The 17,207-nt window shown below is 66.3% G+C and carries 14 protein-coding genes; 10 read left to right on the top strand and 4 right to left on the bottom strand.

The window, feature by feature from the left end; all coding sequences use genetic code 11:
- Positions 1 to 2 precede the first annotated feature (2 nt).
- On the top strand, positions 3 to 2,282 hold the full coding sequence (ptsP, locus tag ACXHGZ_RS20450) for a phosphoenolpyruvate--protein phosphotransferase (RefSeq protein WP_084853747.1): 2,280 nt from the start codon (positions 3 to 5) through the stop codon (positions 2,280 to 2,282).
- Positions 2,283 to 2,405: 123 nt separating this feature from the next.
- Here ptsP and ACXHGZ_RS20445 read toward each other — a convergent pair whose 3' ends face one another.
- Positions 2,406 to 3,152 (bottom strand): NRDE family protein, encoded by a 747-nt coding sequence (locus ACXHGZ_RS20445; protein ID WP_480461246.1) that lies wholly within the window; start codon positions 3,150 to 3,152, stop codon positions 2,406 to 2,408.
- A 129-nt stretch (positions 3,153 to 3,281) separates the two neighbouring features.
- Here ACXHGZ_RS20445 and ACXHGZ_RS20440 point away from each other — a divergent pair, with 129 nt between their 5' ends.
- From ACXHGZ_RS20440 to ACXHGZ_RS20430, 3 genes are read left to right on the top strand one after another with little or no spacing between them, the layout of a single operon-like run.
- Positions 3,282 to 4,064 (top strand): sulfite exporter TauE/SafE family protein, encoded by a 783-nt coding sequence (locus tag ACXHGZ_RS20440; protein WP_084853750.1) that lies wholly within the window; start codon positions 3,282 to 3,284, stop codon positions 4,062 to 4,064.
- A 15-nt stretch (positions 4,065 to 4,079) separates the two neighbouring features.
- On the top strand, positions 4,080 to 4,889 hold the full coding sequence (gene lgt, locus ACXHGZ_RS20435) for a prolipoprotein diacylglyceryl transferase (RefSeq protein ID WP_480461245.1): 810 nt from the start codon (positions 4,080 to 4,082) through the stop codon (positions 4,887 to 4,889).
- A 48-nt stretch (positions 4,890 to 4,937) separates the two neighbouring features.
- On the top strand, positions 4,938 to 5,909 hold the full coding sequence (locus ACXHGZ_RS20430; RefSeq protein ID WP_480461243.1) for a thymidylate synthase: 972 nt from the start codon (positions 4,938 to 4,940) through the stop codon (positions 5,907 to 5,909).
- 125 nt (positions 5,910 to 6,034) lie between these two features.
- Here the strand turns inward: ACXHGZ_RS20430 and cadR are convergent, their stop codons facing one another.
- Entirely contained in the window at positions 6,035 to 6,478 is a 444-nt protein-coding gene (gene cadR, locus ACXHGZ_RS20425) for a cadmium resistance transcriptional regulator CadR (RefSeq protein WP_084853755.1), read from the bottom strand.
- 125 nt (positions 6,479 to 6,603) lie between these two features.
- Between cadR and ACXHGZ_RS20420 the strand changes: the two genes are divergently transcribed.
- From ACXHGZ_RS20420 to ACXHGZ_RS20400, 5 genes are all read left to right on the top strand, one after another.
- Positions 6,604 to 8,856, top strand: coding sequence for a heavy metal translocating P-type ATPase (locus ACXHGZ_RS20420; protein WP_480461240.1), 2,253 nt, complete (start codon positions 6,604 to 6,606; stop codon positions 8,854 to 8,856).
- A gap of 10 nt (positions 8,857 to 8,866) precedes the next feature.
- The gene (locus ACXHGZ_RS20415; RefSeq protein WP_224457289.1) at positions 8,867 to 9,736 is read left to right on the top strand and encodes a LysR family transcriptional regulator; all 870 of its coding nucleotides are present in this window, start codon (positions 8,867 to 8,869) and stop codon (positions 9,734 to 9,736) included.
- Positions 9,737 to 9,871: 135 nt separating this feature from the next.
- Positions 9,872 to 10,936 carry a putative 2-aminoethylphosphonate ABC transporter ATP-binding protein gene (locus ACXHGZ_RS20410; protein ID WP_324815679.1) on the top strand — a complete coding sequence of 355 codons (1,065 nt, stop codon included), beginning with the start codon at positions 9,872 to 9,874 and terminating at the stop codon, positions 10,934 to 10,936.
- A 1-nt stretch (position 10,937) separates the two neighbouring features.
- Positions 10,938 to 12,662, top strand: coding sequence for a putative 2-aminoethylphosphonate ABC transporter permease subunit (locus tag ACXHGZ_RS20405; RefSeq protein WP_480461238.1), 1,725 nt, complete (start codon positions 10,938 to 10,940; stop codon positions 12,660 to 12,662).
- A gap of 30 nt (positions 12,663 to 12,692) precedes the next feature.
- Entirely contained in the window at positions 12,693 to 13,718 is a 1,026-nt protein-coding gene (locus tag ACXHGZ_RS20400) for a putative 2-aminoethylphosphonate ABC transporter substrate-binding protein (protein ID WP_480461236.1), read from the top strand.
- A 95-nt stretch (positions 13,719 to 13,813) separates the two neighbouring features.
- Here the strand turns inward: ACXHGZ_RS20400 and ACXHGZ_RS20395 are convergent, their stop codons facing one another.
- Together ACXHGZ_RS20395 and ACXHGZ_RS20390 are read right to left on the bottom strand one after the other, a co-directional pair.
- On the bottom strand, positions 13,814 to 15,178 hold the full coding sequence (locus ACXHGZ_RS20395) for a GTPase/DUF3482 domain-containing protein (RefSeq protein WP_480461234.1): 1,365 nt from the start codon (positions 15,176 to 15,178) through the stop codon (positions 13,814 to 13,816).
- Positions 15,171 to 16,562 (bottom strand): DUF2868 domain-containing protein, encoded by a 1,392-nt coding sequence (locus ACXHGZ_RS20390; protein ID WP_480461232.1) that lies wholly within the window; start codon positions 16,560 to 16,562, stop codon positions 15,171 to 15,173. The genes ACXHGZ_RS20395 and ACXHGZ_RS20390 overlap by 8 nt, the downstream gene beginning before the upstream one ends.
- A gap of 53 nt (positions 16,563 to 16,615) precedes the next feature.
- On the opposite strand from ACXHGZ_RS20390, the gene ACXHGZ_RS20385 reads away from it, so the two are divergent.
- Positions 16,616 to 17,131: a dihydrofolate reductase gene (locus tag ACXHGZ_RS20385; protein WP_480461231.1), complete on the top strand. Its 516-nt coding sequence runs from the start codon at positions 16,616 to 16,618 to the stop codon at positions 17,129 to 17,131.
- Positions 17,132 to 17,207: the final 76 nt, after the last annotated feature.

Below are 17,207 nucleotides of genomic sequence, written 5' to 3'. Positions count from 1 at the left end.
CCATGCTCAATACGCTGCGCAAGATCGTCCAGGAAGTTAACTCCGCCAAAGATCTCAAGACGGCGTTGGGGATCATTGTCTTGCGCGTCAAGGAAGCCATGGGCAGCCAGGTCTGCTCGGTCTACCTGCTCGACCCGGACACCAACCGCTTCGTGTTGATGGCCACTGAAGGCCTGAACAAGCGCTCCATCGGCAAGGTCAGCATGGCCCCCAACGAAGGCCTGGTCGGCCTGGTCGGTACCCGGGAAGAGCCGCTGAACCTCGAGGACGCCGCCGCCCACCCCCGTTACCGTTACTTCGCCGAAACTGGCGAGGAGCGCTTTGCCTCCTTCCTCGGTGCACCGATCATCCACCACCGCCGCGTCGTGGGCGTGTTGGTCATCCAGCAGAAGGAGCGCCGCCAGTTCGATGAAGGCGAGGAAGCCTTCCTGGTCACCATGAGCGCCCAGCTCGCCGGCGTGATCGCCCATGCCGAGGCCACCGGCTCCATCCGCGGCCTGGGCCGTCAGGGCAAGGGGATCCAGGAGGCCCGTTTCGTCGGCGTGCCCGGTTCGCCGGGCGCTGCCGTCGGCAGGGCCGTGGTGATGCTGCCGCCGGCCGACCTGGAAGTCGTCCCGGACAAGACCGTCGAGGACATCGACACCGAACTCAAGCTGTTCAACAACGCCCTGGAGGGCGTTCGCGCCGACATGCGCAAGCTGTCGGCCAAGCTCGCCACCCAGCTGCGCCCTGAAGAGCGCGCGCTGTTCGACGTCTACCTGATGATGCTCGAGGATGCCGCTCTCGGTGGCGAGGTGATCGAGGTCATCAAGACCGGCCAGTGGGCCCAAGGCGCTCTGCGCCAGGTCGTGGGCGAGCACGTCAACCGTTTCGAGCTGATGGACGATGACTACCTGCGCGAGCGGGCTTCGGACGTCAAGGACCTCGGCCGCCGCCTGCTGGCCTATCTCCAGCAAGCGCGCTCGCAGTCGCTGGTCTATGCCGACAACACCATCCTGGTCAGCGAGGAGCTGACCCCGGCCATGCTGGGCGAGGTGCCCGAAGGCAAGCTGGTAGGCCTGGTCTCGGTACTGGGGTCGGGCAACTCGCACGTGGCGATCCTGGCGCGGGCCATGGGTATCCCGACGGTCATGGGCCTGGTCGACCTGCCGTATTCGAAGGTCGACGGCATCGAGCTGATCGTCGACGGCTACAAGGGGGAAGTGTTCACCAACCCGGGCGAGGTGCTGCGCAAGCAGTACAGCGACGTGGTCGAGGAAGAGCGCCAGCTCGCCCAGGGGCTGGATGCCCTGCGCGAACTGCCCTGCGTCACCCCGGACGGCCACCGCATGCCGCTGTGGGTCAACACCGGCTTGCTCGCCGATGTCGCCCGTGCCCAGCAGCGCGGCGCCGAAGGCGTGGGCCTGTACCGCACCGAAGTGCCGTTCATGATCAACCAACGCTTCCCCAGCGAGAAGGAACAGCTGGCGATCTATCGTGAGCAGCTGCAGGCGTTCCACCCGTTGCCGGTGACCATGCGCAGCCTCGACATCGGTGGCGACAAAGCGCTTTCGTATTTCCCGATCAAGGAAGAAAACCCCTTCCTTGGCTGGCGCGGTATCCGCGTCACCCTCGACCACCCGGAAATCTTCCTGGTGCAGACCCGCGCCATGCTCAAGGCCAGCGAGGGCTTGAACAACCTGCGCATCCTGTTGCCGATGATTTCCGGCATCCATGAGCTGGAAGAGGCGCTGCATCTGATCCACCGCGCCTGGGGCGAGGTGCGGGATGAAGGTACCGACGTGCCGATGCCGCCGGTCGGGGTGATGGTCGAAATTCCTGCGGCGGTCTACCAGACCCGTGAGCTAGCACGCCAGGTGGACTTCCTCTCGGTCGGCTCCAACGACCTGACCCAGTACCTGCTGGCGGTCGACCGTAACAACCCGCGGGTCGCCGACCTCTACGACTACCTGCACCCAGCCGTGCTGCAAGCCCTGCAGACGGTGGTGCGTGACGCCCACGCCGAAGGCAAGCCGGTGAGCATCTGTGGTGAGATGGCCGGTGACCCGGCTGCGGCCGTGCTGTTGATGGCCATGGGCTTCGACAGCCTGTCGATGAACGCCACCAACCTGCCGAAGGTGAAGTGGATGCTGCGCCAGATCAACCTGAGCAAGGCCAAGGAGCTGCTGACCGAGGCCATGGCCCATGACAACCCGCAGGTTATCCACAGTGCGTTGCAGCTGGCCCTGAAGAACCTGGGGCTGGCGCGGATGATCGGGCCTGGGGCCAACAAGACCCTCTGACATTTCCCTTTTGGGCTGCTTCGCAGCCCATCGCGGGGCAAGCCCGCTCCTACACCGACCGCGTGGAGCGCCCAATGCTGTGTTGTAGGAGCGGCCTTGTGCCGCGAAAGGGCCCCCCATTCGCTAGACCAGAATCTCCACTTCTCCCAGATGGCCACCAAACGGCCCGAAACTGCGCTCGATCATCCGTCGCCGCCCCTGAGCATCCACGATCAGCACCGTACTGGCCCGTGTCCCGTAGTTCTGGCTGGCGATAAACACACTCGACAGTAGCTTCTCGGTCGCCAGCCCCACACCGGTCTCCGGCAGATCCGCTTCCGGTGCAGGCTCGCCATCACCCAGCAACCCCAGCAGCCGCTGCGGGTCCGGGTCGTCGAGCACGGCCTGCAGCCCTCTGCGTGCCTTGATCAGTTTGGGCCAGGGCGTATCCAACCCGGCATTGGACACGCCATATATACCCGGCTCGAGCAGGCGCGGCGCCACCTCGCGGGCATGCAGGTAACCCAGCCGCTCGCCGTCGCCCACCAGCAGGTTGAACCCTGAATACTGGCTGGCGCGGCTGGCCACCTGGTCCAGGTAGGCGTCCACGTCCAGCGTGCCACTGAGGTAGGCCGCCACCAGTTCGCCACGGGAACGCGGCCCAAGGGGCTGGCCGGGGTCGCGAATGTTGGTCAGTGCGGCGAACCGACCGTTCGGGCCGACACCCAGCCAGGTGCCGCCGGCTTCCAGGTCGCGCCCGGCATACACGCCGGGGGCATCTTTCCAGGCCTCCAGGGCCTGGGTGGGCCGGGCATAGAATTCGTCGCGGTTGGCCGCGACGATCAGCGGCAGGGCATGCCCTGGCCGCCAGGCGAACACGATCAGGCACATGGCAGGGCCTCGGTTGTTTTGGCCACTCTACCGGCTGGCCCGTGTCGATCCAACATCTGACACAGAGTTCACTAGAGCCCCAGGGCTGGCATCCGTTACCATGCCGGATTGTTTCCATGGGGACGGCGAATGGAATTCGTACTCTATCTGTTGTTGGGCGCATGTGCCGGCGTACTGGCGGGCCTGTTCGGCGTGGGCGGTGGCATCATCATCGTGCCGGTGCTGGTGTTCAGCTTCACCTTGCAGGGCTTCGACCCGTCGGTGCTGACCCACCTGGCCGTCGGTACCTCGCTGGCGACCATCGTCTTCACCTCCATCAACGCCGTGCTGGAACACCAGCGCAAAGGCGCGGTGCAATGGCCGATCTTCGCCTGGATGACCCTGGGCATCCTCATCGGTGCCGGCATCGGCGCCAAGACCGCCTCATTGATCCAGGGGCCGATGCTGCAGAAGATCATCGGCGTGTTCGCCCTGGTGATCGCCGTGCAGATGGCCCTGGACCTCAAGCCCAAGGCCAGCCGTGGCATCCCCGGCAAGCCCGGGTTGGTCGGCGCTGGTGGGGTGATTGGCTGGGCCTCGGCGATCTTCGGCATCGGCGGCGGCTCGCTGACCGTGCCGTTCCTGACCTGGCGCAGCCTGCCGATGCAGAAGGCCGTGGCCACCTCCTCGGCCTGCGGCCTGCCGATCGCCCTGGCCAGCGCCCTGAGCTTCATGTGGCTGGGCTGGCACGACGAGCACCTGCCGGCCCACAGCCTGGGTTACGTCTACCTACCTGCGCTGGTGGGTATTGCCGTGACCAGCATGTTTTTCGCCCGCTTCGGCGCGCGCCTGGCACACCGGTTGTCGCCGCGTCTGCTCAAGCGCCTGTTTGCCGCGCTGCTGTTCTGCGTCGGCCTGAGCTTCCTGATTTGACCTAGAGGAACCACCATGCTGCCTTACCCGCAGATCGACCCCGTGGCCGTGGCCATCGGCCCGCTGAAAATCCATTGGTACGGGTTGATGTACCTGATCGGCATCGGCGGTGCCTGGCTGCTCGCCTCGCGTCGGCTGAACCGCTTCGACCCCACCTGGACCCGCGAAAAACTCTCCGACCTGGTGTTCTGGCTGTCGATGGGCGTGATCGTCGGCGGGCGCCTGGGCTACGTGCTGTTCTATGACCTGCACCAGTACCTGGCCAACCCGACCTTGATCTTAGAAGTGTGGAAGGGCGGCATGTCATTCCATGGCGGGTTCATCGGCGTGATGCTGGCGGCGCTGTGGTTCGGCAAGCGCAACAACAAGTCGTTCTTCGAACTGATGGATTTCGTCGCCCCACTGGTGCCGATCGGCCTGGGCGCCGGGCGCATCGGCAACTTCATCAATGCCGAGCTATGGGGCAAGGCCACCGACGTGCCTTGGGCGATGATCTTCCCGCCGTTCAGCGACCCGGCCCAGCTGCCGCGTCACCCGTCGCAGCTGTATCAGTTCGCCCTCGAAGGTGTGGCATTATTCGTCATCCTCTGGCTGTACTCGCGCAAGCCGCGCCCGACCATGGCCGTCTCCGGCATGTTCGCGTTGTTCTACGGCATCTTCCGCTTCATCGTGGAATTCGTGCGGGTGCCCGACGCCCAGCTGGGCTACATCGCCTTCGGCTGGTTGACCATGGGTCAGCTGCTCTGCGTGCCGATGATCGTCGGCGGCATCTTCCTGATCTGGTGGGCCTACAACCGTAAACCGACGGCCAAGGCCACCGTTTGACTCTCACGGCAGGGGCGATCCTCCTGCCGTTCTTGCTACAGGTAAGCCATGAAACAGTATCTAGACCTGGTCCGCGACGTCATCGAAAACGGCACGTTGCAGGAAAACCGCACCGGTATCCGCACCATCAGCCTGCCGGGCGCCATGCTGCGTTTCGACCTGCAAAAGGGCTTCCCGGCCATCACCACGCGCAAGCTGGCGTTCAAGTCGGCGATCGGCGAGATGGTGGGCTTCCTGCGCGGCGTGAAGAACGCCGGCCAGTTCCGCGAGCTGGGCTGCAAGGTCTGGGACCAGAACGCCAACGAAAATGCCCAGTGGCTGGCCAACCCGTTCCGCCAGGGCCATGACGACCTCGGCGAGATCTACGGTGTGCAGTGGCGCCAGTGGCCGGGCTACAAGCGCATCCCGCTGAGCAACCCGGCTGCCATCGAAATGGCCGAGAGGGCCGGTTTTCGCCGGATCGCCCAGGACGAGGAAGACGGCCAGGCGTTCGTCATCCTGTACAAGGCCATCGACCAGGTGCGCCAGTGCCTGGACACCATCGCCAACGACCCGGGCAGCCGGCGCATCCTGTTCCACGGCTGGAACTGCGCCCAGCTCGATGAAATGGCGCTGCCGCCGTGCCACCTGCTGTACCAGTTCCACCCCAATGTCGAGACGCGGGAAATCTCCCTGACCCTCTACATCCGCTCCAACGACCTGGGCCTGGGCACGCCGTTCAACCTGACCGAGGGCGCAGCGCTGCTGTCGCTGTTCGGCCGCCTGACCGGCTATACCCCACGCTGGTTCACCTACTTCATCGGCGATGCCCATGTGTATGAGAACCACCTGGACATGTTGAACGAGCAGATGAAGCGCGAGCCGCTGGCAGCGCCGAAGCTGGTGATCAGCGACCGGGTACCGGCCTTTGCCGAGACGGGCAAATACGAGCCCGAGTGGCTGGAGCAGATCGAGCCGAGCGACTTCTGGCTGGAAGGGTACGAGCACCATGCGCCGATGACGGCGCCGATGGCGGTCTGACCTCTGGATCGTCGGGGCTGCTGCGCAGCCCATCGCGGGGCAAGCCCGCTCCTACAGGTTTGGCGCCGATCCTGATCTTGTGCTGTGTCTGTGGGAGCGGGCTTGTCCCGCGATGGGCCGCAAGATCAATGTCCGTGGCTGCGCCCCACATGCGAGTGTTCGGTCTCGGGCACCGATACCGCCCCGTTCGTCTCCAACTGTTGCAGGATCGCGCACTCCGACCCTTTGGCATTGCATCGCTGGCGCAACTCCACCAGTTGCGCCTGCAACGCCATCAATCCATCGATCCGCGCCTGCACATGCTCGATATGTTCGTCGATCAGCGCATTGACGCTGCCGCACGAGCCATCGGGGCTGTCACGTAGCGTCAGCAGGCTGCGGATCTCGTCCAGGGTCATGTCCAGTGTGCGGCAATTGCGGATGAAGGTCAGTCGCTCCACGTGGGCCTGGGTGTAGAGCCGGTAGTTGCCTTCGGTGCGTGCCGGTTCCGGCAGCAGTTGCTCGCGCTCGTAGTAACGGATGGTCTCCACGGCGCAATCGGTGGCCTTGGCCAGTTCTCCGATCTTCATGGCGAATCTCCAGGGGAGGGGTTGACCCTATAGTGGCTACAGGGTGTTCACTTGGCAACAACCCACTTTGTAGACGCGGGCTTGCCCGCGCCTACAAAGGCCAGTGCTCAGTTAAGGACGCGTCCATGAACCAGCCTGTCAGCCATGAACACACGCATGACCACGCCCATGACCACGGCCAGGAAGGCCATCGCCATGATGCCCACGCCCACAGTTGCTGCAGCGCCGCGGCGGCACCTGCCAGGGTGAAACTGACCCAAGCGGCCAGTGCCGGCGCTCGGCTCAGCCGCTTCCGCATCGAGGCGATGGACTGCCCTACCGAGCAGAGCCTGATCCAGGACAAGCTCGGCAAGCTGGCCGGGGTCGAGCAACTGGAATTCAACCTGATCAACCGGGTGCTCGGTGTGCATCACACCCTGGGCGGCACCGCTGAGATCGAACAGGCCATCGACAGCTTGGGCATGCATGCCGAGCCCCTGGCCAGCGAGGACGACGGTACCCACACCGCACCGCAGCCCGGCAAGACCCGTTGGTGGCCGCTGGCGCTTTCCGGCGTGGCGGCGATCGCCGCCGAGGTGGTGCACTTCGCTGACCTGGCGCCGGAATGGGTCGTTGCCGCCCTGGCGCTGGTGGCCATCCTGGGCTGTGGCCTGGGGACCTACAAGAAGGGCTGGATCGCCCTGAAGAACCGCAACCTCAACATCAACGCCTTGATGAGCATCGCCGTCACCGGCGCGGTGTTGATCGGCCAATGGCCGGAAGCGGCCATGGTCATGGTGTTGTTCACGGTCGCCGAACTGATCGAGGCACGTTCGCTGGACCGTGCCCGCAACGCCATCGGTGGCTTGATGCAACTGAGCCCGGACATGGCTACGGTACGACAGGCCGATGGCCAGTGGCGTGAGGTGGAGGTTCGTGAGGTTGCCTTGGGGGCGTTGGTGCGGGTGCGCCCGGGCGAGCGCATCGGCCTGGATGGCGAAGTGGTCAGCGGGCAATCGAGCGTCGATCAGGCGCCGATCACCGGCGAAAGCCTGCCGGTCGAAAAGGCGGTGGGCGACAAGCTGTTCGCCGGTACCATCAACCAGGCCGGCGCGCTGGAGTACCGCGTCACGGCCCTGGCCGGCCAGTCGACCCTGGCGCGCATCATCAAGGCCGTCGAAGAGGCCCAGGGCGCCCGGGCACCGACCCAGCGCTTCGTCGACCAGTTCTCGCGTATCTATACGCCGGCGGTATTCGTCGTGGCCCTGGCGGTGGCGATCATCCCGCCGTTGTTCATGGCCGGCGCCTGGTTCGACTGGATCTACCGTGCCCTGGTGCTGCTGGTGGTGGCATGCCCGTGCGCACTGGTGATCTCCACGCCGGTGACCATCGTCAGCGGCTTGGCCGCCGCGGCGCGCAAGGGCATCCTGATCAAGGGCGGAGTCTACCTGGAGGGCGGCCGCAAGCTGGACTTCCTCGCCCTGGACAAGACCGGCACCATCACCCATGGCAAGCCGGTGCAGACCGACAGCAAAGTCCTCGATCCGTTGTTCGAAGGCCGTGCCCAGGCCTTGGCCGCGAGCCTCGCGGCGCGCTCCGACCACCCGGTTTCTGGGGCCATCGCCGAGCTGGCGCGAGCGCAAGGCCTGGCTTTGGAAGAGGTCGGCGAATTCACCGCCCTGGCCGGCCGTGGCGTGCGCGGTGAAATCGGGGGCGTGCGCTATCACCTGGGCAACCATCGCCTGGTCGAGGAGCTGGGCCTGTGCTCGCCAGCGCTCGAGGCCGAGCTGGATCAACTGGAGCGCCAAGGCAAGACAGTGGTGCTGCTGCTCGACGGCTCCGGCCCGCTGGCGCTGTTCGCCGTGGCCGACACGGTCAAGGACAGCAGCCGCCAGGCCATCGCCGAACTGCACGCGCTGGGCATCAAGACTGTCATGCTGACCGGCGACAATCCGCACACGGCCCAGGCCATCGCCGCCCAGGTGGGCATCGACCGCGCCGAGGGTAACCTGCTGCCTGCGGACAAGCTCGGCAGCATCGAGCAGCTGTATGCCCAGGGGCATCGTGTGGGTATGGTCGGCGATGGCATAAACGACGCACCGGCCCTGGCCCGTGCCGAGATCGGTTTCGCCATGGCGGCCGCGGGCACCGACACCGCCATCGAGACCGCCGATGTGGCACTGATGGACGACGACTTGCGCAAAATCCCCGCCTTCGTCAGGCTGTCGCGCCAAAGTGCGGCGATACTCACCCAGAACATCGTGCTGGCCCTGGGTATCAAGGCGATTTTTCTGGCGATCACTTTCGCCGGCTTGGCGACCATGTGGATGGCGGTGTTCGCCGACATGGGCGTGAGCCTTCTGGTGGTGTTCAACGGCTTGCGCCTGCTGCGCAAATAGAGGTTTCGCGATGCTGAGCGCCGAGCTCAAGGCTTTCTACATGGTGGCCCGCCTGGGCAGCATTACCCTGGCCGCAAAGAAGCTCGGGCTCAGCCAGCCCACGGTGACCACGCAGATCCGCAACCTGGAGAGCCAGTACGCGGTGGAGCTGTTCTACCGTGGCGGGCGGCGCCTGGTGCTGAGCGAGGAGGGCGCACGGTTGCTGCCGATGGTCAAGGCGTTGCTCCAGCAGGAAGCCGACATCGAATTCGAACTGCGCAACAGCGGCCAGGCCCAGGGCGGCTTGCGCATCGCAGCCACCGCACCGTACTACATCCTCGACCTGGTGAAGGTCTTCCGCGAACGCCTGCCCCAGGTGGGGCTGACGGTGGAGATCGGCAACTCCCAGCAGGTGCTGGAAATGCTCGAGGACTACCGGGTGGACATTGCGGCATCGTCGCAGCTGGTGGAGGACAATCGCCTGGTGCGCAAGGTGTTGGGGGCCGACCCGCTGGTGGTGGCGGTGCACCGCAATCACCCGTTGGCCCATCGGGAAACGGTGTCGATCGAGACGCTGGCCGGGCACTGCCTGTTGATGCGCGAGCAGGGCTCGACCACCCGCAAGCTGACCGAACGGATGCTCGAGGAGGCCGGGATCGGTGGCGGGACGCTGCTGGAGATCGGCAGCCGCGAGTCGATCCGCGAGGCGGTGTTGCGCAACATCGGCATCAGCATCATCGCCCGCCATGAAGTGCCGCATAACCCGGAGCTGCGGGTGCTGGCACTGGACAATGCGCCGGTGATGCATGAGTACCTGTATTGCCTCAAGGAGCGGCGCCAGGCCAGGTTGCCAGCGGCCTTCCTGGGCGTGGCGCAAGAGGTGGTTGGGTCGCAGTTCTAGATCGGTGTTGGCCTCTTCGCGGGTAAATTCATTACAAAATTTTTGAATAGCACTATCGGCTGCTTTTGCCTCCTAGCCACATAACCTTCGCATTGAGTTCCTAGCATGGGCCCATCTGTTCGATGAGGCCCTGTCATGAACAACGCCATCACCACCCCGGGCGCACAAATGAAAGTGCGCGGTATCCACAAGCGCTTCGGCGCCTTCACCGCGCTGAACGATGTGTCCCTGGACATCGCCGCAGGCGAGCTGGTCTGCCTGCTCGGCCCCTCGGGCTGTGGCAAGACCACTCTGCTGCGTTGCATCGCCGGCCTGGAGCGCCAGGATCGCGGCGAGCTGTACATCGGCGAGCGCGACATCTCCGAGCTGCCGCCCCAGGCCCGTGACTACGGCATCCTGTTCCAGTCCTACGCGCTGTTCCCCAACCTCACCGTCGAGGCCAACATCGCCTACGGCCTGACCGGCTGCAGCCGCGAAGAGGCCCGCCATCGAGTGGCCGAGATGCTCGAGCTGGTCGGCCTTTCCGGCAGCGAGAAGAAGTACCCGGGCCAGTTGTCTGGCGGCCAACAACAGCGCGTGGCCCTGGCCCGCGCCCTGGCGCCGGCGCCTTCGCTGCTGTTGCTCGACGAGCCGATGTCGGCCCTCGATGCCCGCGTGCGCGAGCACCTGTGCACCGAGCTGCGCCAGCTGCAGCGTCAGCTGGGCATCACCACCTTGATGGTGACCCACAACCAGGACGAAGCCATGCTGATGGCCGACCGCATCGCCGTGATGAACCACGGCCAGGTCGAGCAGTACGCCACACCGCAGGAAATCTACGACCAACCCGCCACGCCCTTCGTCGCCGAGTTCGTCGGCCAGGGCAACTGGCTGCCATTCCAGCGCAGCGGCGAGCATCACGCCCAGGTCGGTGACGTGAACATGCGCCTGGCACCGGGCGTCGTGCAGGCTGGCAGTGGCCGCCTGTTCTGCCGGCCGGAGGCGATCACCGTCAACCCGCCGGTGCATGAGGAAAACCTGTTCCCGGCCCTGGTACGGGAAATCACCTTCCTCGGCAACCGCTGCCGCATGAGCTTCGAGCTCAAGGCCCTGCCAGGCCATTCCCTGCTGGCGGAAGTGGCCCCCGAGGCCATGCCGCGCCTGGGGTCCCAGGACATCTGGGTGGCTCTGCCACCGCGCAGCCTGCAGGTCTTTGCCTGAGATGGCCGCGCCCATGTCCGTGCCGATCGCCCAGGCCAAGGCTGCGCCCCGCAGTGGTGTGACCCTGGGGGATCGCCTGTTTGTCGTCGGCGGCAAGAGTCTGTTGCTGGCCCTGCTCATCCTCGCCGTGCTGATGCCGTTGTTGGCGATCTTCTGGCGCGGCTTCAATGGCGAGGCCGGCCAAGGTGGCGGCCTGGTTGCGGCCCGCGAGCTGTTCGCCAGCGAGAATTTCCACTGGTTGCTGGGCAACAGCCTCAAGGTCGCCTTCAGTGTCGCAGCCATCGTCGTGCCGCTGGCCTACCTGTTCGCCTACGCCCTGCAACGCACCCTGATACCGGCCAAGGGCCTGTGGCGCGGGATTTCCCTGTTGCCACTGCTGGCGCCGTCGATGTTGCCGGCCATCGCCCTGGTGTACCTGTTCGGCAACCAGGGTTTGCTGCGCGGGTTGTTGTCCGACAACGTCTATGGCTTCTGGGGCATCGTCCTGGGCGAGGCCATCTACACCTTCCCCCATGCCTTGATGATCCTGCTCTCGGCACTGTCGCTGGCCGATGCCCGGCTGTTCGATGCTGCCTCGAGCATGGGCGCGGGGCCCTGGCGGGCGTTTCGCAGCGTCACCTGGCCGGGCACGCGCCAGGCGGTGTTCGCCGCGTTCTGCCTGGTGTTCACCTTGACCATCACTGATTTCGGTGTGCCGGTGGTGGTGGGCGGCGACTACCAGGTGCTGGCGCTGGAGGCCTACAAGGCTGTGGTGGGCCAGCAGCAGTTCGGCCGTGGCGCGCTGATCGGCATGGTCCTGCTGGTGCCGGCGCTGCTGAGCTTTGCCGTGGATGCCTGGCTGCGTCGTCGCCAGGGCGAAGCGATGAGTGGCCGTGCCCAGGTGTTCCAGCCCAAGCCTTCGCGCAGCCGTGACGCCTGCTTCCTGGTCATCGTGTTGCTGGTGTGCGCGGTGCTGCTGCTGGTCATCGGCATGGCGGTGTATTCGTCGCTGGTCAAATTCTGGCCCTATAACCTGTCGCTGTCGTTCAAGCACTACCTGTTCGACGACACCGCCGGTGGCGGCTGGCTGGCCTATCGCAACAGCGTGACCATGGCCGTGGCCACCTCGCTGATCGGCAGCGTGGTGATCTTCACCGGCGCCTACCTGATGGAGAAGACCCAGGGCCAACGGCTGCTCAACCAGGCCTTGCGCCTGCTGAGCTTCATCCCCATGGCCGTGCCTGGGTTGGTGCTGGGCCTGGGCTACGTGTTCTTCTTCAACCTGGCAGGCAACCCGCTGCACGTGTTCTACGGCGGCATGGCGCTGCTGGTGGTATGCACCATCGCCCACTACCTGACCACCGCGCAGATGACCGCGACCACCGCGCTGCGCCAGCTCGACGGCGAGTTCGAAGCCGCTGCACTGTCGCTCAAGGCGCCGCTGTACAAGCATTTTGCCCGGGTCACCGTGCCGATCTGCCTGCCGGCGCTGCTGGACATCATCCGCTACCTGTTCGTCTCGGCGATGACCACGGTGTCGGCGGCGATCTTCCTGTACAGCCCCGACACCATCCTCGCCGCCGTCGCCGTGTTGAACATGGACGACGCCGGCAACGTGGGCGGCGCTGCCGCCATGTCGACCCTGATCCTGCTGACCAGCGCGACGGCCTCGCTGCTGCTGGCCGGTGCTTCCCGCGGCCTGCTGCGCCGCTCCCAGGCCTGGCGCCAGCGCGCCCCCGGCCACTGACCGACTGCCAACCCTGTAAGGAACCGCATCATGTTCAAGCCCCTCGCACTTGTCGCTGCCGTATCCGCCGTGTTCAGCCTGCAGGCTTCGGCTGCCGCGACCCAGCTGACCGTGTACACGGCCCTCGAGGCCGAGCAGCTCAAGCTTTACAAGCAGGCCTTCGAGAAGGCCAACCCGGACATCGAGATCAAGTGGGTGCGCGACTCCACCGGCATCATCACCGCCAAGCTGCTGGCCGAGAAGGACCGCCCGCAGGCCGATGTGGTCTGGGGCTTGGCGGCCTCCAGCCTGGCGATCCTCGACCAGAACGGCATGCTCGAAGCCTATGCGCCCAAAGACCTGGGCAAGATCTCGCCGAACTACCGGGATGCGGCCAACCCGCCGGCCTGGGTCGGCATGGACGTATGGGCCGCGACCCTCTGCTTCAACACCATCGAGGCCGAGAAGCAGGGGCTGAGCAAGCCGGTGAGCTGGCAGGACCTGACCAAGCCTGAGTACAAGGGCAAGATCGTCATGCCCAACCCGGCCTCGTCCGGCACGGGCTTCCTGGATGTCAGCGCTTGGTTGCAGACCTTTGGCGAGCCGCAGGGCTGGGCCTACATGGACGCCCTGCACCAGAACATCGGCCAGTACGTCCATTCCGGGTCCAAACCGTGCAAGCTGGCGGCGGCCGGCGAATTCCCGATCGGTATCTCGTTCGAGTACCCGGCCGTGCAGCTCAAGCGCCAGGGCGCGCCGCTGGACATCGTCCTGCCGAAGGAAGGCCTGGGCTGGGAGATCGAGGCCACCGCCGTGATCAAGGGGTCGCCGAAGGCCGATGCGGCCAAACGCCTGGCCGACTTCTCGGCAAGCCCGGCCGCCATGGAGCTGTACAAGGAGAACTTCGCCGTACTGGCCGCGCCGGGTATCGCCAAGCCGCAGACCGAGTTGCCGGCGGACTACGAGCAGCGCCTGATCAAGAACGATTTTGCCTGGGCGTCGAAGAACCGCGACGAGATTCTCGCCGAGTGGCGCAAGCGCTATGACGGCAAGTCGGAGAAGGTGGCCCAGCAGTAAACGTTCTGCGAGGCCTGCGGCCTCGAATCGCCGGCAAGCCGGCTCCCACCGGGCCTTGGCCATCCCTGTGGGAGCCGGCTTGCCGGCGATTGGGCCTAAAGGTCCTTCACCAAGGCTTCGAGCTGCTCCTGCCGTTCGGTCTGGTTGAGCCGCGCCCCAGGGTTGAGCGACGACCACTGCGGATGCGCCCGCGCACGCTTGAGTGCTTCGGGCAGCTTGCCCTCGCGCCAGGTGCTTTCATCCGGTTGACCCAGGCGAATGCTGTCCTGCGCCGCGTGCCCGCGGCTGTCGAGGGCTGCGATCAGCTGCTGTTGGCGCAACGCCAACAGGCGCAGCACGGTGTCGTCCACGGTCAGCTCACGCTGGCCCTTGAGCTTGCCCATCAACCGCGACCCATAGTTGCGCGCCGTCTGCAGCGCACCGCCGGCAATGGCCCCGGCCAGCGCTGCGGCGCCCAGGGTCAGGCCGCCCACCAACAGGTCCACACCGGCGCCGGCGGCGGCACCGGCCGCGACGCCGCTGCCCAGGCGTACGCCGAGCAGCTTTAGGGTTTCGGGGTTGAACAGATCGTCCCCCCAGCGCCCGTCCAGCAAGGGCAGGTCGCTGGCATGGGCGTCCTCGCGACGGAAGGCGTAGAGCTTGAGCAGCGCCTCGACGCAGCGTTGCTCCCGTTGGCGCACATCGTGGCGCAGGGTTTCGATGGCCCGGGCCTCGGCGGCCGGCTCGGCGGCTACGCTGCGCCGGCAGGCGGCGCAGTCGAGCAGCAGCTCGGCGACCAGGCGCCTGGCACCCTGGCGCCGGGCCAGGCGCTGGGCCTGCTGGTCATCGATCAGGCGTTGCAGGGCAAGGCGGGCATCTTCGAGCAGCAAGGCCAAGCTCTCATACAGACGGCGCTCGCCATCCTCCGGTGGCGCCACGCTGTCGAACCGCACCAGCGCGTGCAAGCCCAGGCGGGCCAAGGCCTCGCGCCACTCCGGCTCGCGGTGCTGGCTGCTGGCGACGAAGTTGAGCACCGGCAACAGCGGCTTGCCGCAACCGGCCAGGACTTCCAGTTCGTCGCGGTACTTGGCCAGCACCGGCTCGCGGGCATCGATCACGTAGAGCCCGGCATCGCTGGCCAGCAGCTGTCGCAGTACCTTGGCTTCCTGCTCGAAGCGCTGGCGGGCCTCGCTGCCCTGCAGGAAGCGCTCCAGCCGCGCCGGGCCATCCAGGCGTTCGCCGGGGCGTTCCAGGCGCTCCAGGTAATCGAGCAGGGCGATGGCGTCTTCCAGCCCAGGTGTGTCGTACAGCTCGAGCAAGGGCTGGCCATCCACCGACAAGCGTGCGCCCTCCACATGGCGGGTGGTGCTGGGGCGATGGGATACCTCGCCGAAGCCGACGTCACGGGTCAGGGTGCGCAGCAAGGATGTCTTGCCGACGTTGGTATGGCCGACCACGGCCAGCTTCAGGGGCTCAGTCATGGCCATGCTCCAGCCAGGTCAAGGGTGCGGTATCGGCATGGGGCAGGCCGAGGCGATCGAGGGCGTCGTGCCAGTCGCCCAGGCGGTCGGCGTCCAGCGCTTGGCCGGGAAGGGCCTGGAGCAGCCAGATCCGCGTGGCACCGGCGTTGCGTGCCAGCTCGGCCAACAGCGCGAGGCTGCCGCGATCTGGCGAGCGGCGCGGGTCGCAGGCAATGGCCAGGCGTGCCGGCGGGAAGCGGCTGAGCTGCTCCAACAGCTTGTGGCGTGACTCGCGACTGTCGAGCACGCCGGCATTGCCGATGCTAGGGGGCAAGGCCGGTGGCCAGGGGCGCTGGTCGTCCAGCTCCAGGCCGACCAACAGGGCGCCGCCGTCCTGGGTATCGCGCTGGGCTGCCTGGAACTGCGGCAGGGCCTCGGGGGCCGCATCTTGCACGCCGAGCCGCTCGCTGCTGGGCATCAGCACATCGCGCAGTTGGCTGTAGCCCGGCAGGTTCAGGTCCAGGGCCAGGCGCTCGCGCCCCTGGTGCCAACGCCACAGGCACAGGGCGGTCAAGAGTAGGCGTGGCAACAGCCCATACACCAGCACCACGCCAAGCAGCCAGCTGGCCCAGGCCTGGCGCGCCAGCTCCAGCGCTGGCGAGGTGTCGCCGCTGGCGCGGATCATGGCCTCGTCCGGCACGGCGAAGCCCAGCAGCGACGGCAGTGCGCCCAGGGCCTGGGTCAGGCCAATGAAGGGTTCGGCGGCCAGCAGGGTAGTTTCCCAGACGAAGCCGTAGCGTCGGGTGGCCAGCAGGGCCAACAGCATGCCCAGCGCGACCGCCATCGCCAGCAGCCACAGGCCGTGCACCAGCACGCCCAGCAGCCAGCGATTAAGGCGTTGGCGCTGCAGCATCACCAGCAGGGCCGGAGCCAGGTGCGCGGCCTTGGCGTCGCGCGCCAGGCGCTCGCTGAGCCATAGCCACAGGCGGCCAAGGCCCGCACCCTGCTCGCCGGCCAGCAGCAGGCCCGCTGCCCAGCCCAGCAGCATCAACAGGTTCAGGCCAAGCAGGCTGCCCAAGGCCCAGAACACATTCACCGGGCGCTGGCCATCGCCCAGGGCCGCCAGGCCCAGGCCTGCGCCGCTGAGGGTGGCAAGCAGCAACAGGGCCAGCAAGGCCAGGCGCGCGCCTTGTTTCCAATGGCGCAGGGCATCGGCCATGCCATCGCGTTCTGCCAGCCACAGGGCGCGGGTTTCGATGCGCGCCGCCAGGTCGCCACCTTGCTGGCGGGCGCGACGGTTGGCTTCCTGGTCCTCCAGGGGGCCGGCCTGTTCTTCACGCAGGCGCACCGCTTCGGTGAGCCAGCGTTTGTCGAATCGGGTGGGTGCAGTCACGAGCTCTTCCATTGCGCAGGTCAGGGCAAAGCATAACCCAGGCGCTGGGTGCTATCCTCGCCAGCATGAATACATCACTCCCTCTCAGCCTGATCGCGGCGCTCGCCGAGAACCGCGTGATCGGCATCGACAATTCCATGCCCTGGCACCTGCCGGGGGATTTCAAATACTTCAAGGCCACCACCCTGGGCAAGCCGATCATCATGGGGCGCAAGACCTGGGACTCGCTCGGGCGGCCGCTGCCGGGGCGGCTGAACATCGTGGTCAGCCGCCAGCCGGGGCTGGTGCTGGCCGGGGCCGAGGTGTTCCCGTCGCTGGAGGCCGCGGTGACGCGCGCCGAGCAGTGGGCGCAGGAGCAGGGGGTTGGCGAACTGATGCTGATCGGTGGCGCCCAGCTGTATGGGCAGGCGCTGGAGAAAGGGCTGGTGAAGCGGATGTACCTGACCCGAGTGGAGCTGTCGCCGGAGGGGGATGCGTGGTTCCCTGAGTTCGACAAGGCGCAATGGGCGCTGATGTCGAGTGAGCCGCAGGTGGAGGAAGGCAAGCCCGCCTATCATTTCGAGGTCTGGGATCGGGTTTGAGCGCGCTGGGGCTGCTTTGCAGCCCTTTCGCGGCACAAGGCCGCTCCTACACCCGCTGCGCGCTATCTGTAGGAGC

The sequence above is a fragment of the Pseudomonas shiyinii genome, assembly GCF_056725765.1.
This window is presented reverse-complemented; position numbering and strand designations above follow the sequence as displayed.